21 protein-coding genes and 1 riboswitch are annotated in these 23,148 nt (G+C 55.0%); of the genes, 11 read left to right on the forward strand and 10 right to left on the reverse strand.

Annotation, left to right across the window (positions count from 1 at the left end; genetic code table 11):
- Positions 1-8 precede the first annotated feature (8 nt).
- Positions 9-1,715, reverse strand: a complete 1,707-nt coding sequence (gene araB, locus ACH1XZ_RS16355) for a ribulokinase (RefSeq protein WP_395596413.1) — start codon at positions 1,713-1,715, stop codon at positions 9-11.
- Positions 1,716-2,053: 338 nt separating this feature from the next.
- Here araB and araC point away from each other — a divergent pair, with 338 nt between their 5' ends.
- The gene (gene araC, locus ACH1XZ_RS16360; protein WP_395596414.1) at positions 2,054-2,899 is read left to right on the forward strand and encodes an arabinose operon transcriptional regulator AraC; all 846 of its coding nucleotides are present in this window, start codon (positions 2,054-2,056) and stop codon (positions 2,897-2,899) included.
- A gap of 129 nt (positions 2,900-3,028) precedes the next feature.
- Positions 3,029-3,796 carry a DedA family protein gene (locus tag ACH1XZ_RS16365; protein WP_395596415.1) on the forward strand — a complete coding sequence of 256 codons (768 nt, stop codon included), beginning with the start codon at positions 3,029-3,031 and terminating at the stop codon, positions 3,794-3,796.
- Positions 3,797-3,887: 91 nt separating this feature from the next.
- Here ACH1XZ_RS16365 and thiQ read toward each other — a convergent pair whose 3' ends face one another.
- The 4 genes from thiQ to sgrR all read right to left on the reverse strand — a co-directional run bounded on the left by thiQ (position 3,888) and on the right by sgrR (position 8,961).
- A complete protein-coding gene (gene thiQ / locus ACH1XZ_RS16370; protein WP_395596416.1) occupies positions 3,888-4,586 on the reverse strand; it encodes a thiamine ABC transporter ATP-binding protein ThiQ in 699 nt (232 codons plus the stop codon).
- A complete protein-coding gene (gene thiP / locus ACH1XZ_RS16375) occupies positions 4,570-6,180 on the reverse strand; it encodes a thiamine/thiamine pyrophosphate ABC transporter permease ThiP (protein WP_395596417.1) in 1,611 nt (536 codons plus the stop codon). The genes thiQ and thiP overlap by 17 nt, the downstream gene beginning before the upstream one ends.
- Positions 6,156-7,139 carry a thiamine ABC transporter substrate binding subunit gene (thiB, locus tag ACH1XZ_RS16380; RefSeq protein ID WP_395596418.1) on the reverse strand — a complete coding sequence of 328 codons (984 nt, stop codon included), beginning with the start codon at positions 7,137-7,139 and terminating at the stop codon, positions 6,156-6,158. Before thiB ends, thiP begins: the two co-directional genes overlap by 25 nt.
- 30 nt (positions 7,140-7,169) lie before the next feature.
- Positions 7,170-7,270, reverse strand: a riboswitch (TPP riboswitch).
- Between the two features lie 35 nt (positions 7,271-7,305).
- Entirely contained in the window at positions 7,306-8,961 is a 1,656-nt protein-coding gene (gene sgrR, locus ACH1XZ_RS16385; protein WP_395596419.1) for an HTH-type transcriptional regulator SgrR, read from the reverse strand.
- A 98-nt stretch (positions 8,962-9,059) separates the two neighbouring features.
- Between sgrR and sgrT the strand changes: the two genes are divergently transcribed.
- Both sgrT and ACH1XZ_RS16395 read left to right on the forward strand, forming a co-directional pair.
- On the forward strand, positions 9,060-9,197 hold the full coding sequence (gene sgrT / locus ACH1XZ_RS16390; RefSeq protein ID WP_115074862.1) for a glucose uptake inhibitor SgrT: 138 nt from the start codon (positions 9,060-9,062) through the stop codon (positions 9,195-9,197).
- Between the two features lie 83 nt (positions 9,198-9,280).
- Positions 9,281-10,459 (forward strand): sugar efflux transporter, encoded by a 1,179-nt coding sequence (locus tag ACH1XZ_RS16395; RefSeq protein WP_395596420.1) that lies wholly within the window; start codon positions 9,281-9,283, stop codon positions 10,457-10,459.
- 126 nt (positions 10,460-10,585) lie between these two features.
- Here ACH1XZ_RS16395 and leuD read toward each other — a convergent pair whose 3' ends face one another.
- From leuD to leuL, 5 genes are all read right to left on the reverse strand, one after another.
- Positions 10,586-11,191 carry a 3-isopropylmalate dehydratase small subunit gene (gene leuD / locus ACH1XZ_RS16400; RefSeq protein WP_395596421.1) on the reverse strand — a complete coding sequence of 202 codons (606 nt, stop codon included), beginning with the start codon at positions 11,189-11,191 and terminating at the stop codon, positions 10,586-10,588.
- Positions 11,192-11,203: 12 nt separating this feature from the next.
- Positions 11,204-12,604 carry a 3-isopropylmalate dehydratase large subunit gene (gene leuC, locus ACH1XZ_RS16405; protein ID WP_395596422.1) on the reverse strand — a complete coding sequence of 467 codons (1,401 nt, stop codon included), beginning with the start codon at positions 12,602-12,604 and terminating at the stop codon, positions 11,204-11,206.
- Positions 12,605-12,606: 2 nt separating this feature from the next.
- Positions 12,607-13,698, reverse strand: coding sequence for a 3-isopropylmalate dehydrogenase (gene leuB, locus ACH1XZ_RS16410; RefSeq protein WP_395596423.1), 1,092 nt, complete (start codon positions 13,696-13,698; stop codon positions 12,607-12,609).
- Complete coding sequence (gene leuA, locus ACH1XZ_RS16415; RefSeq protein ID WP_395596424.1) at positions 13,698-15,269, reverse strand: 2-isopropylmalate synthase; 1,572 nt, start codon at positions 15,267-15,269, stop codon at positions 13,698-13,700. The genes leuB and leuA overlap by 1 nt, the downstream gene beginning before the upstream one ends.
- A 91-nt stretch (positions 15,270-15,360) precedes the next feature.
- Positions 15,361-15,447: a leu operon leader peptide gene (gene leuL / locus ACH1XZ_RS16420; RefSeq protein WP_100249930.1), complete on the reverse strand. Its 87-nt coding sequence runs from the start codon at positions 15,445-15,447 to the stop codon at positions 15,361-15,363.
- A 601-nt stretch (positions 15,448-16,048) separates the two neighbouring features.
- Between leuL and leuO the strand changes: the two genes are divergently transcribed.
- From leuO to ftsL, 7 genes are all read left to right on the forward strand, one after another.
- The gene (leuO, locus tag ACH1XZ_RS16425; protein WP_395596425.1) at positions 16,049-17,020 is read left to right on the forward strand and encodes a transcriptional regulator LeuO; all 972 of its coding nucleotides are present in this window, start codon (positions 16,049-16,051) and stop codon (positions 17,018-17,020) included.
- Positions 17,021-17,409: 389 nt separating this feature from the next.
- Complete coding sequence (ilvI, locus tag ACH1XZ_RS16430; protein ID WP_395596426.1) at positions 17,410-19,134, forward strand: acetolactate synthase 3 large subunit; 1,725 nt, start codon at positions 17,410-17,412, stop codon at positions 19,132-19,134.
- A gap of 2 nt (positions 19,135-19,136) precedes the next feature.
- Complete coding sequence (gene ilvN, locus ACH1XZ_RS16435; protein WP_395596471.1) at positions 19,137-19,628, forward strand: acetolactate synthase small subunit; 492 nt, start codon at positions 19,137-19,139, stop codon at positions 19,626-19,628.
- 145 nt (positions 19,629-19,773) lie between these two features.
- The gene (gene cra / locus ACH1XZ_RS16440) at positions 19,774-20,778 is read left to right on the forward strand and encodes a catabolite repressor/activator (RefSeq protein WP_035893017.1); all 1,005 of its coding nucleotides are present in this window, start codon (positions 19,774-19,776) and stop codon (positions 20,776-20,778) included.
- 594 nt (positions 20,779-21,372) lie between these two features.
- Positions 21,373-21,831, forward strand: coding sequence for a division/cell wall cluster transcriptional repressor MraZ (gene mraZ / locus ACH1XZ_RS16445; protein ID WP_035893018.1), 459 nt, complete (start codon positions 21,373-21,375; stop codon positions 21,829-21,831).
- Positions 21,832-21,833: 2 nt separating this feature from the next.
- Positions 21,834-22,775, forward strand: a complete 942-nt coding sequence (rsmH, locus tag ACH1XZ_RS16450; protein ID WP_035893019.1) for a 16S rRNA (cytosine(1402)-N(4))-methyltransferase RsmH — start codon at positions 21,834-21,836, stop codon at positions 22,773-22,775.
- Complete coding sequence (gene ftsL / locus ACH1XZ_RS16455) at positions 22,772-23,137, forward strand: cell division protein FtsL (RefSeq protein ID WP_035893020.1); 366 nt, start codon at positions 22,772-22,774, stop codon at positions 23,135-23,137. Before rsmH ends, ftsL begins: the two co-directional genes overlap by 4 nt.
- The last annotated feature ends 11 nt before the right edge of the window (positions 23,138-23,148 follow it).

A 23,148-nucleotide genomic window follows, 5' to 3' on the forward strand; every position in this document is an offset into this window, starting at 1 on the left:
CGTATCCTTTAATGAGTCAGGGCTGCCTGAGAAGCGGCGGATTTTTCCGCGGACGCAGCCGGGAGATAATGTTGTTCGGCGCTCACGGCCCATTGCAGATAGCGCTGATAGAGTTCTTCAAATCGCTGAGCCTGCTGTGGTCGTGGTTGTAAGGTATGTTCGACCTGGCTTGCCATCTGCTGTTGGGCAGCCGGTATATCGGTATGGACGTGTGCGGCAACGGCGGCGAAAATGGCCGCGCCCAGCGCACAGCATTGGTCAGAAGCGACAATTTGCAGCGGACGGTTCAGGACGTCGCTACAGGTCTGCATGATGACGCGGTTTTTACGGGCGATGCCGCCCAGCGCCATGACGTTGTTAACCGGAATGCCCTGTTCGGTGAAGCACTCCATAATGGCGCGGGCACCAAAAGCGGTAGCGGCAATCAGCCCGCCGAACAGCGCCGGGGCGTCGGTAGCCAGGTTAAGGTCGGTGATGACCCCTTTCAGACGTTGGTTGGCGTTTGGCGTACGGCGACCGTTGAACCAGTCGAGAACGACCGGCAGATGATCGAGAGAAGGGTTGTTGGCCCAGGCTTCGGTCAGGGCTGGCAACAGCTGTTTCTGGCTGTCTTTGATCTGCGCTTTCAGTTCTGGGTGTTGCGCGGCAAGCTGCTCCAACGGCCAGCCGAGTACGCGACCAAACCAGGCGTAGATGTCGCCGAAGGCGGATTGACCCGCTTCCATGCCGATAAAGTTCGGCACCACGCTGCCGTCAACCTGACCGCAGATGCCTTTTACCGTGCGGCTTCCGACGCTGTTTTTGTCAGCAATTAAGATGTCGCAGGTTGAAGTACCGATCACTTTCACCAGCGCATTTGGTTGTGCACCCGCGCCGACGGCTCCCATATGGCAGTCGAATGCGCCGCCGGAGATAACTACGTCTGTTGACAGTCCCAGGCGTTTCGCCCAGTCGGCGGTCAGGTTGCCGACTGGAATATCGGCCGTCCAGGTTTCGCTAAACAGGGGGCAAGGCAGATGCTGATTTAGAATCGGGTCGAGTTCATCGAAGAATGCTGCTGGCGGCAGGCCACCCCAGCTTTCGTGCCACAAGGATTTATGCCCGGCGCTGCAGCGGCCGCGGCGAATGTCCTGCGGACGGGTGGTGCCGGAGAGCAGAGCTGGCACCCAGTCGCACAGTTCAATCCAGGAGGCGGCAGCTTGCGCGACGGCGCGGTCTTCGCGGGTGACGTGCAGGATTTTGGCCCAGAACCACTCGCTTGAGTAAATGCCGCCAATATAGCGGGAGTAGTCTTCTTTGCCCGGCTGGTGGCACAGGCGGGTGATGGCTTCAGCCTCTTCCACCGCGGTGTGGTCTTTCCACAGCACGAACATGGCGTTCGGGTTGTCGGCAAACTCTTCTTTGAGCGCCAGGACATTGCCGTCGGCATCAATAGGCGCAGGCGTTGAGCCGGTGCTGTCGACGCCAATACCGACGACGTCGGCGCGCTGTGCGCTGGAGAGTTCAGCCAGCACGCCTTTCAGCGCGGCTTCCATGGATTCGATATAGTCGCGCGGGTGGTGGCGAAAACGGTTATTTGGCGCGTCGCAGAAACGCCCTTCCTGCCAGCGTGGATACCATTCGACGCTGGTTGCGATCTCTTCGCCCGTCGCACAATCTACCGCCAGGGCGCGGACTGAATCACTACCAAAATCGAGGCCAATTGCGATTGCCATCGTGTTACTCCATCTCAAAGAATACGTGATAGTGAAACAGTAGATATCCCCGCTAAAAACCGTCAGGCTGGAACCGCTAATCTTATGGATTATCTTGCTGTGACTATTCAAAGTGTGACGCCGTGCAAATATTCAATGTGGACTTTTCTGCCGTCCTTATAGACACTTCAGTTGTTACCTTTAAGGGTGGGACCGGCCGGCTTTATTCTCTAAATGCCTTGTTCATCAAGGAATGGCTGTCACTCCTTTCCCGTCGCAGCGACAGCACGGCATGGATAACGCTAAAAAGTGGAATATGGATAATTGGTTTCTTAAAAGCGAAGCGAGAGCGAGCAGAAATGGCTGAAATGCAAAACGATCCCCTGCTACCGGGTTACTCCTTTAACGCCCATCTGGTTGCGGGTTTAACGCCGATTGAAGCCGGTGGTTATCTGGATTTCTTTATCGACCGTCCGCTGGGTATGAAGGGGTTTATCCTCAATCTGACGGTGCGTGGTGAAGGGGTGATTGAGAACCAGGGCAAGCAGTTCGTCTGCCGTCAGGGGGATATGCTGCTGTTTCCTCCGGGCGAAATTCACCACTATGGCCGTCACCCGGATGCGAGTGAGTGGTATCACCAATGGGTCTATTTCCGCCCGCGCGCCTACTGGCACGAGTGGCTGAACTGGCCCGCTATTGTCGCGCAAACCGGTTTTTATCGCCCGGATGAAGCGCATCAGGCAGAGATTTCTGAGCTGTTTGGCCAGATAATCGAAGCTGGGCAGGGGCTTGGGCGCTACTCGGAACATCTGGCGATTAACCTGCTGGAGCAGTTGCTGCTGCGCCGCATGGAGGCCATCAATGAATCGCTGCATCCGCCGATGGATAACCGTGTGCGCGATGCGTGCCAGTACATCAGCGACCACCTTGCCGATAGCCACTTTGATATTGCCAGCGTCGCGCAGCACGTCTGCCTGTCGCCGTCGCGCCTGTCGCACCTGTTCCGCCAGCAGCTTGGGGTAAGCGTGCTGAGCTGGCGCGAGGATCAGCGCATCAGCCAGGCTAAGCTGCTGCTCAGCACCACGCGAATGCCTATCGCCACCGTGGGGCGCAACGTAGGCTTTGAAGATCAGCTCTATTTTTCCCGCGTATTTAAAAAATGCACCGGCGCGAGCCCCAGCGAATTCCGCGCGGGGTGTGAATAAAAAGTAAAGAAAAGGAAATGCGGTGTGTTGGTTTTTGTCTTTGCCAGTAAACTCTAAAGACAATTGAAGGCTTGACGATAGGGGAGACGCTCTGGAGAATCCCTGCTTCGTTTTCAAACCGGGCACACTATGCAAGCACTGCTGGAACACTTTATTACTCAGTCCACGACCTACTCGCTGATTGCGGTGGCGCTGGTGGCGTTTCTGGAATCACTGGCGCTGGTGGGGTTGATTCTGCCTGGTACCGTGATGATGGCGGGGCTGGGAGCGCTTATCGGCAGCGGTGAGGTGAATTTCTGGCAGGCGTGGCTGGTGGGGATCATTGGCTGCCTGCTGGGTGACTGGGTCTCTTTCTGGCTGGGATGGCGCTTTAAAAAGCCGCTGCATCGCTGGTCATTTATGAAGAAAAACAAATCGCTGCTGGATAAAACCGAACATGCGCTGCATCAGCACAGCATGTTTACCATTCTGATCGGCCGGTTTGTCGGCCCGACGCGCCCGCTGGTGCCGATGGTGGCGGGGATGCTTGACCTGCCAATCGCCAAATTTATTACCCCCAATATCATTGGCTGCGTGCTGTGGCCGCCGCTGTACTTCCTGCCCGGCATTCTGGCCGGGGCGGCAATCGATATTCCTGCGGATGAAAATAGCGCCAGCTTCAAGTGGCTGCTACTGGCGGCGGCGTTGCTGCTGTGGCTGGCGGGGTGGCTGTGCTGGCGCTTATGGCGCAGCGCGAAAGAGAATCATGACCGTCTAAGTGCGTTGTTAACCCGTCAGCGCCTGCTGTTGCTGGCTCCGCTGATGCTGGGCGTCGGCGTGATGGCGCTGGTGAGCGTGATTCGTCACCCGCTGATGCCGGTGTATATCGAGATTTTACGTAAGGTGGTGGGGCTGTAGGTAGTGTGCCGGATGGCGGCTGCGCCTTATCCGGCCTACGCGTGCACCGATTTGTAGGCCGGATAAGGCGTAGCCACCATCCGGCAGAACATCACGCCCGAATCCCCAGCAGCGCAGACGCGCTGGCTTTCCCACTCAATAATTCCTGCGTATCGCCGTCCCAGGCGATACGCCCTTCCGCTACCACCATTGCGCGCGGCGCAATCCTTGCCGCATCCTCGACGCTGTGCGAAACCATCAGCAATGTTAGGTTTTGCCGCTGACACACTTCATCAACCAGCTGTAGCATCTCCTGACGCAGCGCCGGGTCGAGCGCTGAGAACGGTTCATCCAGCAGTAAAATCGGCTGCTCGCGCACCAGACACCGGGCCAGCGCGGCGCGTTGACGTTGGCCGCCGGAGAGCTCACCGGGCAGCCTGTCCAGCATTGACTCAATACCCATCTGCCCGGCAATCACCTGTAACTTTCGCTTCTGCTCCGTGGTGAGCGAGAGGCGCGGACTCATGCCCAGCCCAATGTTCTGGCGCACGGTCAGGTGACTGAAGAGGTTATTTTCCTGAAACAGCATCGACACCGGGCGCTGTGATGGCGGCGTATGGGTATGCACGCGTCCTTCAAGCAGCAGCGTGCCGCTGGCAGGCGTCAGAAAGCCGGCAATCAGGTTCAGCAGCGTGGATTTCCCCGCGCCGCTAGGGCCGAGGACAGCCACTTTCTCGCCCTGGGCAATCGAGGCGTTAAAGCGCATCGGCAGGTGCTGGTAAAGCCAGGTGACATCATTCAGTTTTAGCATGGCGTCCGGGTAACTTTTCAATAACGGTGAACAGCAGGAAGCAGAGCAGTAGCAAAATCAGCGCGGTCACCGCGCCGTCCTGGCTGCGATAGGCGCCAATTTGCTGATAGAGATAAAACGGCAGCGTGCGGAAATTGTCATTGCCGAACAGCGCCACGACGCCGAAATCACCTATCGACAGCACGCAGACAAAAGCCAGCGCCTGGGCCAGCGGGCGCTTCAGGGCACGCAGTTCAACCACCTTTAGGCGGTTAAAGCCAGAAAGCCCCAGTGATTCGCACAGGATGCTGTAACGGGTGGTAATGTCACGCATCGGCGTTTCCAGCACTTTAAGGGCATAAGGTACCGCCATCAGGGCGTTGGTGAAAATCACAATACCGTCGGCGGAGTCGGGCAGACCAACGGTGTTGTTGAGCAGCAGGAAAAATCCGGTGGCCAGCACGATGCCCGGCATGGCGAGGATCAGCATACCGCTCAGCTCCATTGCCTGCCCGGCCAGCGGCTGGTTGCGGGCGCGCAGCTCACGGCTGCTCCACAGCAGCATCATGGTCAGCACCACGCAGATAACTCCGGCGGCAATGGCGATGCGTAACGAGGTACCCAGCGCTTGCCAGAGTACCGGCTGGGTAAAGACCTGGAACATGGATGGGTTGATGCCGTCAACCACCACCGCCAGCAGCGGCGGCAACAGCAGCAGCAGAGTGAGGATAATCAATAGGCCGTCGGTTATTCGACTATGCCAGCGGTCGTCGGGGTCACGCCAGCCGTGAACGTGGCTATTACCCACGGCAATCGCCCGGCTTAATCGCTGGCTTAACAGCACCAGCATCAGGCAGCACCCCATCTGGATGAGCGCCAGCATCGCCGCGCGCGCCGGGTCGTAATCGAAGTTCAGCGACTGATAGATAGCCAGTTCGATGGTGGTCGCCGAAGGCCCGCCGCCGAGCGACAGCACGGTAGCAAAGCTTGCGAAACAGAGCATGAAAATCAGCGTGGCGATAGGCAGGATCTGCCGACGCATCCACGGCCATTCCACCAGGTGGAAGAACGAATAGCCGCGCATACCTAGTTGGGCGGCAAGCTGGCGCTGCTCGCCGGGGATCTGCTCCAGCGCCTGTAATAGCAGGCGGGTCGCCATCGGCATATTAAAGAACACGTGCGCCAGCAAAATGCCCTGCAGGCCGTAGGGTGAGAAATGCCACTGCCAGCCCAGCCAGGCAAAAAGCTGGGATAGCCAGCCCTGGCGACCATAAACGCTCAGAATGCCGAAGACGGCGACCAGGACTGGGAGAATCAACGTCATGGCGCACAGCCGCAACAGCAGCGTACGGCCAGGGAAACGTCGTCGGTAAAGCGCTCGGGCAAGGAAAATCGCGGGAACGACCGACAGCAGCGCTGACAGGAACGCCTGCCAGAACGAGAAGCGCACCACGTGCCACAGATAGCTATCGCCGAGCAACGTTGACCACGATGTTTCCGGCGCGTTCAGCCACAGCGACAGAAACGCCGCCAGCGCGACGGCAACCATCAGCGTGGTTGCCGTCAGCCCTGGATACAACCAGCGAGGGATTAGCGGCTGGCTGCGCGAAGCCATGCGTTAATCCAGTTTTGACGTTCGGAGGCCACCTGCTGCGGGGTAAATTCCAGCGCAGTTTGCGGTTTCACCAGGCTATTAAAGCCTTCTGGCAGCGTGACGTTGGTCACCGGATACATCCAGTTGCCGGTTGGAATGGTGTTCTGGAAGGCCGGAGAAACCATAAATTTCAGGAACTCATCTGCCAGCTTCTGCTGTTTACTGGCCGCGGTTTTTGCCGCCACTTCCACCTGCAGGTAGTGGCCTTCGCTAAAGTTCGCCGCCGCGTAGTTGTCTTTCTTCTCGTCGATGATGTGGTACGCCGGAGAGGTGGTATAGCTCAGCACCAGGTCGCTTTCCCCTTTCAGGAACAGGCCATACGCTTCGCTCCAGCCTTTGGTCACGGTGACCGTTTTCGCCGCCAGTTTCTGCCAGGCTTCCGGCGCTTTATCGCCGTAGACTTTTTGCATCCACAGCAGCAGGCCCAGACCCGGTGTGCTGGTGCGTGGGTCTTCATAAATCACGCGCCATTTCTGGTCGCTTTCGACCAGCTCTTTCAGGCTTTTTGGCGGGTTCTTCAGCTTGTTTTTGTCGTAGACGAAGGCAAAGTAGCCGTAGTCGAACGGCACGAAGGTGTCGTTGTTCCAGCCGCCGGGTACGGTCACGGCGTCCGTGGGAACGTTGCTTTTGGCGAACAGTTTGGTGTCGGTTGCGGCTTGTAGCAGATTGTTATCGAGCCCCAGCACCACGTCGGCTTTGCTGTTTTTGCCTTCCATGCGCAGACGATTAAGCAGCGAAACACCGTCTTCCAGCGCCACGAACTTCAGCTCGCAGTTACAATCGGCTTCAAACGCTTTTTTCACCGCTGGACCAGGGCCCCAATCAGCGGCAAAAGAGTCGTAGGTATAGACGGTCAGTACAGGCTTGGCGAGGGCCGGAGCGGCAACCAGCACCAGCAGGGGGAGTAATTTTTTGAGCACTTTGCACCTTTATAAAATGGTGGCAAAGGATTTTGAGTTAGCCTCAAATCCCTTCGCCGGGATTATCCGGATCAGGTTCGACGGGTATTTTCTCAGCTCGCGCACTCGGCGCAGCACCCCGTTGAGAACGGCACATTGTAATGATTACGTGAATAAATCAAAAGCCTTAAGGATCCGGCGGGGCAAACCAGGCGGATTTAAAGTCGAACCAGCCCAGGGTGTTCATGCGAACGCCGCGCATACTGCGCTGACCTTGTAGCATCAGCCAATGATGGATTAGCGGCACAATGGACTGATTTGCCAGCAGACTTTGGCACCAGTCGGGCAGCGAAAGCGCCCCTGCGCGCCAGCGCTGCGCGTCCTGCTCCCAGTCGATGGGAATACAGTGGCGAATCAGCGGTACTTCATAAAGATAGGCAAAGAGTGAGAAATCGAGCGGCAGCGTAAAGTTGGCGCTGTTCAGCCAGATATCGCTGACCACCTCGCCACGGTGCCATTCGTCGTAGTCCACTTCCTGAATCACCAGTTTGACCTGATGCGCCGCCAGCAGCGCTTCCATTATCTGACCGATAGTCCGGTGTTCAACGTGATCGCGGTAGTAGGTGAGGGTGACCGACTCAAGACCTGCCGGTTTCTCGCAGGCGTGGCTGCGGGCATGGTGCCAGCGGGGTAGCAGGCCGTAGGCCGGGAACCAGTGACTCTGGTGCTGCTCGCCCGCGTGATACAGCAGGTTGTTCGGGTGGAAAATGTGGCTCAGCCACTGCCGTACCGCCGGGTTGTTGCCACGTGAACTGCGCGCGTCAAACAGCAGATAGTAGCAGCCCTCTTCAAGGCGGCTTTCCACCGCCTTTTCGCTTTGGGTGGTGCCCTGAAGCGTCAGGCCGCCGTTCGGCTCGTCGCTGATTTCCGGCAGCACCCAGACGTTCACCTCGTCAATCAGCGCCCGGAAACCGAAATAGTCATCAAAGGCGTGGATCTTTAGCTGGTTCTGATTGTTGCGGGCGACGGCATACGGCCCGGTTCCCACCGGCATGCGGGAGAAGTCGCTGAGCGATTGCCATTCGCGTGGCAGGATCATCGCCGATACCTGGCCGAACAGCCACGGCAGCCAGCGGTCAGGCTCGTTGAGATGTACGTCGAGCGTCCAGGCAGTAGGAGAATCAATGCGCGTGATGTTGGAAAAGAGCGACAGCGTCATGCTGCGATGCAGCGAACTGATGACGTCTTCCATTTCCAGTTCGCGACCGTGATGAAAATGAATGCCGGGGCGCAAGTAAAAACGCCAGTGTAATGGGGAAATGGCCTGCCAATGGTGCGCAATATCCGCTTCCAGTTCCCCATTTACCTCGTTTACCCGAGTCAATGCGCTGAATATCTGCCGTGCGATATGGGTTTCCGAGCGCCTAAGCGCCGTTCCGGGCAGTAAATTGTGCATTGGTCGATAGTAAAGCACCCGCAAAATGTGCCGCCCCTGACGGAAGCTGCGGCCAAGATGTGACACCAGCATCTGGCGTACGGCCGCCTTATCGCCGACCAACTGCACCAGCTGATCGATCCTATCCTGCTCGAGCAAGTCTTCCGCGCGCTGTTGCTGAAGCGCCAGCCCGGTATAGAGGAAAGTCAGCTTAGAGCGCTTGCCGCGCCCGGCTTCCGCCTCCCAGGTCAACCATCCGCGCGCCTCCATGGTGTTTAAAAGCGTGCGCATATGTCGGCGAGAGCAGTTCAGCAGCTCGGCCAGTGAGTTGAGCGTGGTTTCCTGTGATTTTCCCTCACAGCACTGCCACAAACGGATGAACTGCTGCTGTAATCGACCTGAAGGCATAAAAGGGGAACTCCTGATAAAAACTCAGCAATTTATTAATCCCTATATTAAGCCAATAATTGATTTCGATGAAGCGAAGGGGAAATGAGGAGGTCACCATGTATCAGTTCTACCGGCGTTATTTCTCTGCCACCAAAAATGTTTCCTGGCTGGCCCGTCAGGCGACTGCACAGCGGCTTGAAGTGCTGAACTATCTGATGCAGTGGGAAGTTACGAACCCGACCTCTGAGTATTAATTCGCCTAATCATGTGTGACTGAGTATTTGCCAGCAGGTATCATCTGCTGGCTTTTTTTTATTCTTTTGCGAAAGGATTTCTGATGCTCTGGTTAATGACGATGGGACGACGTCTCAACGGTGTGTATGCCGCCTTTATGCTGGTGGCGTTTATGATGGGGATAGCGGGCGCATTGCAGGCACCGACGCTGAGCCTGTTTCTTAGTCGTGAGGTCGGAGCACAGCCGTTCTGGGTAGGGCTGTTCTACACCGTCAACGCTATCGCCGGGATCGTCGTCAGTCTGGGGCTGGCAAAGCGATCCGATAACCAGGGCGACCGCCGTAAGCTGATCATGTTCTGCTGCCTGATGGCGGTGGGTAACGCGCTGCTCTTCGCCTTCAACCGCCACTACCTGACGCTGATTACCTGCGGCGTGCTGCTGGCCTCCATCGCCAATGCCGCGATGCCGCAGCTGTTTGCGCTGGCGCGTGAATATGCCGATAGCTCGGCGCGTGAAGTGGTGATGTTCAGCTCGGTGATGCGTGCGCAGCTGTCGCTGGCATGGGTGATTGGCCCGCCGCTGGCCTTTATGCTGGCGCTTAACTATGGCTTTACCGCCATGTTCTCTATTGCCGCAGTGATTTTCGTGATTAGCCTGACGCTGATTGCCCTGACGCTACCGTCGGTGGCGAGGGTCGAACAGCCTGCCGACGTGGTGCAGAACCAGATTAGCGGCTGGAAGGACAGCAACGTACGGATGCTGTTTATCGCTTCCACGCTGATGTGGACCTGCAACACCATGTATATCATCGATATGCCGCTGTGGATCAGCAGCGATCTCGGCCTGCCGGATAGCCTCGCAGGGATCCTGATGGGGACGGCGGCGGGGCTGGAAATTCCGGCGATGATCCTCGCGGGTTACTATGTGAAGCGCTTCGGTAAGCGGCGGATGATGGTGACGGCGGTGGCCGCCGGGGTACTGTTCTACGTCGGGCTGATCTTCTTCCACAGCCACACGTCGCTGCTGGTGCTCCAGCTGTTTAACGCGGTGTTTATCGGTATTATCGCCGGGATTGGCATGCTGTGGTTCCAGGACCTGATGCCGGGGCGTGCGGGAGCCGCGACCACGCTGTTTACCAACAGCATTTCAACCGGGGTGATTCTGGCGGGGATTATTCAGGGGGCGCTGGCGCAGAGCTTTGGTCATTTCTCGGTATACTGGGTGATTGCCGGGATTTCGCTGGTGACGCTGGTGATGACAGGGCGGGTGAAGGACGTTTAATTTGGTGCCGCCCCGGCATACGCCGGATGGCGGCGTAAACGCCTTATCCGGCCTACAATTGGTGCGCGTTTGTAGCCCGGACAAGGCGCGAACGCGCCGCCTCCGGGGAGGCAGCGACGTGACGGATTACTGCATAAACGCTGGCTGCTTGTTTTCGTAAGTTGAAATCGCGTCTTCATGTTGCAGCGTCAGGCCAATGCTATCCAGCCCGTTCAGCATGCAGTGGCGACGGAAGTCGTCAATTTTAAAGCTGTAGGATTTCTCCCCCGCTTTAACCACCTGTGCTTCCAGATCCACTTCAAACGTAATGCCCGGGTTGGCTTTCACCAACGCAAACATCTCGTCGACCTGCGCATCGCTCAACGTCACCGGCAGCAGCTGGTTGTTGAAGCTGTTGCCGTAGAAGATATCGGCGAAGCTTGGGGCAATCACCACTTTAAAACCGTAGTCAGTCAGCGCCCACGGCGCGTGTTCGCGTGATGAACCGCAGCCGAAGTTTTCGCGCGCCAGCAGAATGGAAGCGCCTTTAAACTCTGGGAAGTTCAGCACGAACTCGGGGTTCGGCTGCTCGCCTTTGTCGTCGAGGAAGCGCCAGTCGTTAAACAGGTGCGCGCCAAAGCCGGTGCGGGTCACTTTCTGCAAAAACTGCTTTGGAATGATGGCATCGGTATCGACGTTCGCGGCATCCAGCGGCACCACCAGTCCCGTATGTTGGGTAAATTTCTCAGCCATGATGGTGTTTCCTTATTTCAAGCTACGAATGTCGGCGAAATGGCCGGTTACCGCGGCCGCTGCGGCCATTGCCGGGCTGACCAGATGGGTACGGCCACCGCGGCCCTGACGGCCTTCAAAGTTACGGTTGCTGGTAGAAGCGCAGCGCTCGCCCGGGTTCAGACGGTCGTTGTTCATTGCCAGGCACATGGAGCAGCCCGGCAGACGCCATTCAAAGCCCGCTTCGATAAAGATCTTATCCAGACCTTCCGCCTCCGCCTGCGCTTTCACCGGGCCGGAGCCTGGCACAACCAGCGCCTGGACGCCTGGCGCCACTTTGCGGCCTTTAGCGATCTCAGCGGCTGCACGCAAATCTTCGATACGCGAGTTGGTGCAGGAACCGATAAAGACTTTATCAATCGCCACTTCGGTTAACGGCACGCCAGATTTCAGACCCATATAGGCCAGCGCTTTCTCGGCGCTGGCACGTTCTACCGGATCGTTAAAGGAGGCTGGGTCCGGAATATTGTCATTCACGGAGATAACCTGGCCTGGGTTGGTGCCCCAGGTAACCTGCGGCGCAATCTCTTCGGCCTGCAGGGTGACCACGCTGTCAAAGGTGGCGCCGTCGTCGGTTTTCAGGGTTTGCCAGTAGGCGACCGCCTCGTCAAAATCTTTGCCTTTCGGCGCGTGCAGGCGGCCTTCTACATAGTTGAAGGTCGTCTGGTCTGGCGCCACCAGGCCTGCTTTCGCGCCCAGTTCAATCGCCATGTTGCACAGCGTCATACGGCCTTCCATGCTCAGGTCACGAATGGCCTGACCACAGAATTCGACCACGTGACCGGTGCCGCCAGCGCTGCCGGTTTTACCGATAATCGCCAGTACGATGTCTTTCGCGGTGATGCCCGGTGCGGCTTTGCCGTTCACTTCAATTTTCATGGTTTTGGCGCGACCCTGTTTCAGGGTCTGCGTTGCCAGCACGTGTTCCACTTCGGAAGTCCCGATGCCGAACGCCAGCGCGCCGAATGCGCCGTGCGTCGCGGTATGGGAGTCGCCGCAAACGATGGTCATGCCCGGCAGGGTTACGCCCTGTTCTGGCCCCATGACGTGCACGATACCCTGATACGGGTGATTCAGGTCATACAGCTCAACGCCAAACTCGTTGCAGTTCTTAATCAGCTCCTGCATCTGGATGCGCGCCATCTCGCCGGAGGCATTGATGTCTTTGGTCTGCGTAGAGACGTTGTGATCCATGGTGGCGAAGGTTTTACCCGGCTGACGCACCGGGCGGTTGTGCGCACGCAGGCCGTCAAACGCCTGCGGTGACGTCACTTCGTGCACCAGATGGCGGTCGATGTACAGCAGCGGCGTTTCGTTTGGCGCTTCATAAACCACGTGAGCATCAAACAACTTTTCGTATAAGGTCTTCGCCATGATTACACCCCTTCGGCAACATAGCGGGCGATGATGTCGCCCATTTCATCGGTACTGACTGCCGCGGCGCCGCGAGCTAAATCACTGGTCCGTACGCCTTCTTCCAGCGCGCGGTTAATGGCATTTTCAATGGCGGTGGCCGCATCGTTGGCGTCCAGGCTGTAACGCAGCAGCAGCGCCAGAGAGAGGATCTGCGCAATCGGGTTAGCGATATTTTTGCCGGCGATATCCGGAGCCGAGCCGCCCGCCGGTTCGTACAGGCCAAAGCCTTCTTCGTTCAGGCTGGCAGACGGCAGCATGCCCATCGAGCCGGTGATCATCGCGCACTCGTCGGAGAGAATGTCGCCGAACAGGTTGGAACACAGCACCACGTCGAACTGCGACGGGTCTTTAATCAGCTGCATCGTGGCGTTGTCGATGTACATATGCGCCAGCTCAACGTCGGCATACTCTTTGCTGATTTCGCTGACGATCTCGCGCCACAGAATGGAGGACTGCAGCACGTTGGATTTATCGATAGAGGTCACTTTGTGACGGCGCTTGCGCGCAGATTCAAATGCAATGCGGGCGATACGTTCAATCTCAAAGCGGTGATACACCTCGGTATCAAACGCTTTTTCGTGCTGACCGCTGCCTTCACGACCCTTCGGCTGACCGAAGTAGATGCCGCCGGTCAGTTCGCGGACACACAGGATATCAAAGCCGTTAGCGGCGATATCGGCGCGCAGCGGGCAGAACTCTTCCAGCCCCTGGTACAGCTTCGCTGGACGCAGGTTGCTGAACAGCTTGAAGTGTTTACGCAGCGGCAGCAGCGCGCCGCGCTCTGGCTGCTGGTTCGGCGGCAAGTTTTCCCATTTCGGGCCGCCCACGGAGCCAAACAGAATGGCGTCCGCCTGGTCGCAGCCTTCCACGGTCGCCTGTGGCAGCGGCTCACCGTGACGGTCGATGGCGATGCCGCCAACGTCGTAATGGCTGGTGGTAATGCGCATATCAAAACGTTGACGTACGGCTTCCAGTACTTTCAATGCCTGTGTCATGACTTCAGGGCCAATACCGTCACCTGGTAACACAGCAATATGGTAATTCTTCGACATTACACGGTTTCCTTGTTGTTCTCGTTATTCTTAACTTTGCGTTGCAATTCTTTTTCGACTTCAGCGGCGCGCCAGATGTTGTTCAGCACGTGAACCATTGCTTTCGCAGAAGATTCAACGATGTCCGTCGCCAGACCGACGCCGTGGAAGCGGCGACCGTTATAGTTAACGACGATGTCGACCTGACCCAGCGCGTCTTTGCCCTGGCCTTTAGCGTTCAGGTCGTATTTCACCAGCTCAACGTCGTAGCCGGTGATACGGTTAATCGCCTGGTAAATCGCATCAACCGGACCGTTACCGTTCGCCGCTTCGGCTTTGGTTTCATCACCACAGGCCAGCTTCACTGACGCGGTTGCGATATCGCTGGAGCCTGACTGCACGCTGAAATAATCCAGGCGGAAATGCTCTGGCTCTTCCTGCTGCTTGTTGATGAACGCCAGCGCTTCCAGGTCGTAATCGAAGACCTGACCTTTTTTGTCCGCCAGCTTCAGGAACGCGTCGTACAGGTGGTCCATGTTGTAGTCGGTATCTTTGTAGCCCATCTCTTCCATACGGTGTTTCACCGCAGCACGGCCAGAGCGGGAGGTCAGGTTCAATTGGATCTGGTTCAGACCGATGGACTCAGGGGTCATGATCTCGTAGTTTTCGCGGTTCTTCAGCACGCCGTCCTGGTGGATACCGGAGGAGTGAGCGAATGCGCCGGTACCGACGATAGCTTTGTTGGCCGGGATCGGCATGTTGCAGATCTGGCTAACGGTCTGGCTGGTACGCCAGATTTCGTTATGGTTGATGGCGGTGTGCACGTTCATGATGTCTTTGCGCACTTTAATCGCCATGATCACTTCTTCCAGCGAGCAGTTACCCGCACGCTCGCCGATGCCGTTCATCGCGCCCTCAACCTGACGCGCACCCGCGTGGACCGCTGCCAGAGAGTTACCGACCGCCATGCCCAGGTCGTCGTGGGTGTGAACGGAGATAATCGCTTTATCGATGTTTGGCACGCGTTCGTACAGGCCGGTAATAATGTTGGAGAACTCGAACGGCAGGGTGTAGCCGACGGTGTCTGGAATGTTGATGGTGGTCGCGCCTGCGTTAATAGCGGCTTCCACTACGCGTGCCAACTGGTCAATCGGGGTACGACCGGCATCTTCGCAGGAGAACTCAACGTCGTCGGTGTAGTTACGGGCGCGTTTCACCATATAGACCGCGCGTTCGATAACTTCATCCAGCGTGCTGCGCAGTTTGGTGGCGATATGCATCGGTGAGGTGGCAATAAAAGTATGAATACGGAATGCTTCCGCGACTTTCAATGACTCGGCGGCAACGTCAATGTCCGCCTCTACGCAGCGAGCCAGCGCGCAAACGCGGCTGTTTTTAATGTTGCGCGCAATGGTTTGTACTGATTCAAAATCGCCTGGAGAAGAGACCGGAAACCCGACTTCCATCACGTCAACGCCCATACGCTCGAGGGCAAAAGCAATCTGCAGTTTCTCTTTCACGCTCAGGCTTGCCTGTAATGCCTGTTCACCATCACGTAAGGTCGTATCAAAAATAATGACTTGCTGGCTCATGGTTTAGGTCCTTGGTTAACTTGGGGCGCCTTGCTACGAGCATAAAAAAACCCGCGCAGCGGCGCGGGTTTTTCGTTTAACTGATGATGACTTAACGTTGAACGTCGCACACCAGCCTACCGCGCACAGAAGAGGCGTTTAGTAGTAGTAGGCCGTTGAAGCGAGTGGTACGGAACATGTCATCATTCTCCAGATGAATTCGATATGCTTTTAGTGGTACTGGATATGGTTTCTGATGTCAACCCTGACAGGTAAAATGAAGCAGATTTCGTCATCAAACCGAAACGGTAGAATTAGCTAATTGTGCTGAAGGAGGCGACGTTTTATAGAGGATCATTTTATATGTTAATTCACGATTTTCATATTTTGTCGCATTTAAACATGGTTAATCGCAAATGCTCATGAGTTTGACATTTTTGGGGTTCCGCTCTATCCGTATGATAACTATATAGTTGCTCTTATTTTTCTGTCGCGTTGTAAATTTTAGAGAACTTTTTTTGATATAAAATGTTAATTCTGAATGCCAGTAAAATAAAACACTTTAGTAAAACTTAATTTATGTGTCCTTTTTTGGCATGTTGTTTATTCGCTCAATCTATGGGTAAACTATATTACATTCACTCGGTGGAATAGATGAGTTTGATTTTACTTATCAACAAACTTGCCCTGTTATCTTTATATATTCCTATTTTTTATTGAATTCTCTTTTTTGGATCTTATATGCATGGTAAATCATATAGCCTCAGTATATTTTTGCTCTTTAGCAAAGGGAGTTTTGTATGACATTGGAGTCTGATAGCGTAATTAATGCGCCGGAGCAGCAACGCACATCGATAAATGAAGGGAATAAACCTCAACTTCGGATGGTTGATTTAAATTTGCTGACCGTTTTTGACGCGGTGATGCAGGAACAAAACATTACTCGTGCTGCTCATATGCTTGGAATGTCGCAACCTGCAGTCAGTAACGCTGTTGCCCGTTTAAAAGTCATGTTTAATGATGAATTATTTGTGCGGTATGGTCGCGGTATTCAGCCGACAGCACGTGCTTTCCAGCTGTTTGGCTCTGTCCGCCAGGCGTTGCAGCTCGTGCAAAATGAATTGCCGGGTTCTGGTTTTGAACCATTAAGCAGCGAGCGAGTATTTAATCTTTGCGTATGCAGTCCTTTGGATAATTATTTAACCTCAATCATTCTCAATAAAGTGAATGAAGTGGCGCCGCATATTCATATGGTTTTCAAATCGTCATTAAATCAAAATACTGAACATCAGTTACGCTATCAGGAAATTGAGTTTGTACTGGGCTATGAAGAGTTCCGTCGTCCTGAATTTGCCTGTGTGCCGTTATTTAATGATGAAATGGTTTTGGTGGCGAGTTGCAAGCATCCTCGTATACATGGGCCGGTGACTGAAGCCGATATTTATAGCGAAGAACACGCCGTCGTTTCTCTGGAACGCTATGCATCGTTTAGCCAGCCATGGTATGACACCATTGATAAGCAGGCTCGTATTGCCTATCAGGGAATGGCATTGATCAGCGTCCTCAATGTTGTCTCCCAAACACAATTGGTTGCCGTCGCCCCTCGTCGTCTGGCGGAAGAGTTTTCCGAGCAGTTGGGTCTACAGATTTTACCGTTGCCAATGAAGTTAAATAGCCGTACATGTTATCTTTCCTGGCATGAGGCAGCTGGTCGCGATAAAGGCCATCAATGGATGGAAGAGTTACTGATTAGCGCGTGTCGTCAGCAGTAATATACCGCCAGACAAACAGAGTGTTGATGCATTCTGTTTGTCTTGTTTTTTTGTGATAACTAAAAATATTATGCTGTTGTCACGCGTGGGCGGTAGGAACAATAATGTGAAAAATGCAGGTTTTGCTGTAATGGCACGTTTCGCCCGAGCATCTACGCTCTCCTTTTCCTATCGTTGAAGTAATCATCCATCATTTTCCCTTTTCCCTTTATTTTTCCTCTTTTTAGTACGGCTTCTACTCCAGACGTGTGAATTGCCTGCCTTGTGGCGAGCGGTTATGTTAGTTCTTTACCGATAATTTAGCGTCGGCGGACAAATTCTTCCGTCAGGCGTATGGCGCAGAGAAATGAATTCTCGGGTCATTAAGAACAGAAGCCTGGAGGCAAACCATGGAGATGTTGTCTGGAGCCGAGATGGTCGTCCGATCGTTAATCGATCAGGGCGTGAAGCAGGTATTTGGCTACCCGGGAGGCGCAGTCCTCGATATTTATGACGCGCTACACACGGTAGGGGGAATTGACCACGTGCTGGTGCGCCATGAACAGGCGGCGGTGCATATGGCGGACGGCCTGGCGCGTGCGACCGGTGAGGTGGGCGTCGTGCTGGTCACTTCCGGCCCTGGCGCGACCAACGCCATCACCGGTATTGCCACGGCCTATATGGACTCAATTCCACTGGTGGTACTTTCCGGCCAGGTTGCTACCTCGTTGATTGGTTATGATGCCTTCCAGGAGTGTGACATGGTCGGGGTGTCGCGACCGGTCGTCAAACACAGCTTCCTGGTGAAGCAGACCGAAGATATCCCCGGCGTGCTCAAAAAAGCATTCTGGTTAGCGTCCAGCGGCCGACCAGGCCCGGTGGTGGTCGACTTACCGAAAGATATTCTGAACCCGGCGAATAAGCTGCCGTACGTCTGGCCGGATACGGTCAGCATGCGCTCCTACAACCCAACGACGACCGGTCATAAAGGGCAGATTAAGCGTGCTCTGCAAACGCTTATCGCGGCGAAAAAGCCGGTGGTGTATGTCGGTGGTGGGGTGGTAAACGCAGAGTGTCACACGCAGTTGCGGACGCTGATTGAAAAGCTGAACCTGCCAGTTGCCTCTTCATTGATGGGGTTAGGCGCTTTCCCGGCAACCCATCGCCAGGCGCTGGGGATGCTGGGGATGCACGGTACCTATGAAGCCAATATGACCATGCATCACTCTGACGTGATTTTTGCCGTTGGCGTACGTTTCGACGATCGCACCACCAACAATCTGGCGAAGTACTGCCCGAATGCCACTGTGCTGCATATTGATATCGATCCAACGTCTATCTCTAAAACCGTACCGGCGGATATTCCGATCGTTGGCGATGCTGGAATCGTACTGGATCAAATGCTGGAACTGCTGGATCAAGAAAGCGCCGCGCAGCCGTTGGATGAAATTCGCGACTGGTGGCAGCAAATTGACCAATGGCGTGCACGCCAGTGCCTGAAATACGATACCCAAAGCGGACAGATCAAACCACAGGCGGTAGTGGAAACCATCTGGAAGCTAACCAACGGCGAGGCGTACGTCACCTCTGATGTGGGCCAGCACCAGATGTTTGCGGCGCTCTATTATCCGTTTGATAAGCCACGTCGCTGGATCAACTCCGGTGGCCTCGGCACCATGGGCTTTGGCCTGCCGGCAGCACTCGGGGTGAAAATGGCGCTGCCTGATGAAACCGTGATCTGTGTTACCGGCGACGGCAGTATTCAGATGAATATTCAGGAGCTGTCGACCGCGCTGCAGTACGAACTGCCGGTGCTGATTCTGAACCTGAACAACGGCTATCTGGGTATGGTGAAGCAATGGCAGGATATGATCTATTCTGGCCGTCACTCCCAGTCCTATATGCAATCGCTGCCGGACTTTGTCCGCCTGGCAGAGGCTTACGGTCATGTCGGCATTCGCATAACTGAGCCGTCTGAGCTTGAGAGCAAGCTTACGCAGGCGCTGGAGCAGGTGCGTAATAACCGCCTGGTATTTGTCGACGTTTGCGTCGATGGCAGCGAGCACGTCTACCCGATGCATATTCGCGGCGGGGCAATGGACGAGATGTGGCTGAGCAAAACGGAGAGAACCTGATTATGCGCCGGATATTATCTGTATTACTGGAAAACGAGTCCGGCGCGCTGTCGCGCGTGATCGGCCTCTTTTCACAACGTGGGTACAACATCGAAAGTCTGACCGTGGCGCCAACCGAGGATCCAACGCTCTCCCGTATGACTATCCAGACGGTCGGTGATGAAAAAGCCATTGAGCAGATCGAAAAGCAGCTGCACAAGCTGGTGGACGTGCTGCGGGTAAATGAGCTGGGGCAGGGCGCTCATGTTGAACGTGAAATCATGCTGGTGAAGGTGCAGGCCAGCGGCTATGGTCGTGACGAGGTTAAGCGCAACACGGAAATCTTCCGTGGGCAGATTATCGACGTCACGCCATCGCTCTACACCGTTCAGCTCGCGGGCACGAGCGACAAGCTGGATGCGTTCCTCGCTTCGCTGCGCGATGTTGCGAGAATTGTTGAAGTCGCACGCTCTGGCGTGGTCGGTTTGTCGCGTGGCGACAAGATCATGCGCTAACCATGTCTCATCGCTTTATCGTAGCCCGGCCTGAAGTCGGGCTTTTTTTTGCGAAATCAGCAATAAGTGCGAAGAAAAGCTATTGCCGATGAGATCAATCTGCGTTTAGATGTTACGGATTATACTTATAAAGCAAGGGGCAATTGTGAAACTGGATGAAATCGCCCGGCTTGCCGGTGTTTCCCGAACCACCGCCAGCTATGTGATTAACGGTAAAGCGAAGCAGTACCGCGTCAGCGACAAGACTGTCGAAAAAGTGATGGCCGTTGTGCGTGAGCATAACTATCATCCTAACGCGGTAGCTGCCGGGCTGCGTGCAGGACGCACGCGTTCTATTGGGTTGGTCATTCCCGATCTGGAGAACACCAGCTACACACGCATCGCAAACTATCTTGAACGTCAGGCACGCCAGCGCGGCTATCAGCTACTGATCGCCTGCTCGGAAGATCAGCCGGATAACGAAATGCGCTGCATTGAACACCTGCTGCAACGCCAGGTTGATGCGATTATCGTGTCGACGTCGCTGCCGCCGGAGCACCCTTTCTATCAACGTTGGGCGAATGATTCGTTCCCGATTGTCGCGCTTGACCGTGCGCTCGACCGCGAACACTTCACCAGCGTCGTTGGTGCCGACCAGGATGATGCGGAAATGCTCGCCGCAGAGCTGCGGACCTTCCCGGCTGAAACGGTGCTCTATCTTGGCGCCCTGCCGGAACTGTCGGTGAGCTTCCTGCGCGAACAGGGCTTCCGTACCGCCTGGAAAGACGACCCGCGCGACGTGCATTATCTCTACGCCAATAGCTATGAGCGTGAGGCTGCGGCGCAGCTGTTTGAAAAATGGCTGGAAACGCACCCGATGCCACAGGCGCTGTTCACCACCTCATTTGCGCTGCTGCAAGGCGTGATGGACGTAACGCTGCGCCGTGAAGGTAAACTGCCTACCGATCTGGCGATTGCCACCTTCGGTGACCATGAACTGCTCGACTTCCTGCAGTGCCCGGTGCTTGCTGTCGCTCAGCGCCACCGTGATGTTGCTGAACGAGTGCTGGAGATTGTGCTGGCAAGCCTCGATGAACCGCGTAAGCCGAAGCCAGGCTTAAGCCGCATTCGTCGTAACCTCTATCGTCGCGGTAGTCTGAATCGCCGATAAGCAATACCTCAATGAAGGCTACGCGCTGTGGCCTTCATTAGATAAAAACCCTATTTTTTTTAATATTAAGATAATTCCTTATTTTGGTTAGCTTTCTATTTAATTCTCCTAATCAGGTAGCGAAATAGCGTTTATTAATGTGAACGCAAAGTAAAATTATATTATTTCTGTATTATTTTGTTACATTCTCACGACCGATTGCCGAAATAACAAACACTTCTTAGCTGACCTACCAGAATAGGCAACTGGCCTGTCTTGAATTCCTCGCAAGGGCGCGCCACAGGGACTGTTAACGCGTCACAGAATGTCCTAAAATGCCGCTCGCGTCGCAAACTGGCACTTTATCTATTTTTTCGATGATATTTAGTTGCGTTAAAGCAATGTGAATGAGCCTGTATTTTTCTTACGGGTATTCATGGCGTTAATTTGCCTCGTCTGCTGGATAATTATTAATCAGGGCTATTGTCAGCCGCAAATAGTGGTTTTTTGGACTCTGTTGGCATTCATGCTGGCTTGACAAGCTTTTCCTCTGCTCCGTAAACTCCTTAAAGTGGGAATTTGTGGGGCAAAGTGGTAAATGGGGGTGAGGCTGGCATGTTCCGAGGGGCAACGTTAGTCAATCTCGACAGCAAAGGGCGCTTAGCCGTCCCTGTCCGATATCGGGATCAGCTTGTCGAGAGCGCTACCGGTCAAATGGTTTGTACCATTGACATTCATCACCCCTGCCTGCTGCTTTATCCTCTGCCCGAATGGGAAATTATCGAGCAAAAACTATCGCGTTTGTCGAGCATGAACCCGGTTGAACGTCGCGTACAGCGACTGTTGTTAGGGCATGCCAGCGAATGTCAGATGGATAATGCCGGGCGATTATTGATTGCACCGGTTTTACGGCAACACGCCGGATTGACCAAAGAAGTGATGCTGGTCGGGCAGTTCAATAAGTTTGAACTGTGGGATGAAACGGCCTGGTATCAACGGGTCAAGGAAGATATCGACGCTGAGCAATCTGCTTCAGGGGCGCTGTCGGAGCGATTGCAGGATTTGTCCTTATAAATATGATGGAAAATTTTAAACACACCACGGTACTGCTGGATGAAGCCGTTAACGGCCTGAATATTCGTCCTGACGGTATCTATATTGATGGCACTTTTGGTCGCGGTGGCCATTCGCGTCTTATCCTGTCGCAGCTTGGCGAGCAGGGGCGTTTGATTGCGATCGATCGCGATCCCGCCGCGATTGCGGTGGCTAAGACCATTGATGACCCTCGCTTTTCCATCGTTCATGGCCCTTTCTCAGCGCTGGCAGACTATGTTGCCGAGCGCGATCTCGTCGGCAAGATCGACGGGATTCTTCTCGATCTTGGCGTTTCTTCGCCGCAGCTTGATGACGCTGAACGCGGTTTCTCGTTTATGCGCGATGGCCCACTGGACATGCGTATGGACCCAACCCGCGGTCAATCCGCAGCAGAATGGCTGCAAACGGCGGAAGAAGCGGACATTGCCTGGGTGATTAAAACCTTTGGCGAAGAACGTTTTGGCAAGCGCATTGCTCGCGCCATCGTGGAACGCAATCGCGTTGAACCGATGACCCGCACGAAAGAGCTGGCGGAAGTTATCGCGGCGGCCATGCCGGTGAAAGACAAATTCAAACACCCCGCAACCCGTACCTTCCAGGCGGTGCGAATTTGGGTGAATAGTGAGCTGGAGGAGATAGAGCAAGCGCTAAAAAGCTCGCTTGGCGTGCTGGCCCCGGGTGGGCGGCTGTCGATCATTAGCTTCCATTCGCTGGAAGACCGCATTGTGAAACGCTTTATGCGTGAACAAAGCCGCGGTCCACAGGTTCCAGCGGGGATCCCGATGACTGAAGAGCAACTCAGGAAGCTGGGTGGCCGTCATTTACGAGCGTTAGGCAAGTTGATGCCGGGCGAAGATGAAGTGGCAGAGAATCCGCGTGCCCGTAGTTCAGTACTGCGTATTGCAGAAAGGACGAACGCATGATCGGCAGAGTGACAGAAGCCCTAAGCAAAGTAACCGGGTCGTTAGGAAACGGCGAACGCCATGCCTTGCCTGGTGTTATTCGCGACGACCTTTTGCAATTTGGGAAGCTGCCACTCTGTCTGTTCATTTGCATCATTGTTACGGCGGTAACGGTCGTCACTACCGCCCACCATACTCGCCTGTTAACGGCCCAACGAGAACAGTTGGTGCTGGAGCGCGATGCATTAGACATTGAGTGGCGTAACTTGATCCTCGAAGAGAATGCTCTTGGCGATCATAGCCGAGTCGAACGTATCGCTACTGAAAAGTTGCAGATGCAACATGTTGACCCATCGAAAGAAAACATTGTTGTTCAGAAATAAGGATTATTGCA

It is taken from the genome of Kluyvera chengduensis (assembly GCF_044197065.1).
Taxonomy (GTDB): Bacteria; Pseudomonadota; Gammaproteobacteria; order Enterobacterales; family Enterobacteriaceae; genus Kluyvera; species Kluyvera ascorbata_C.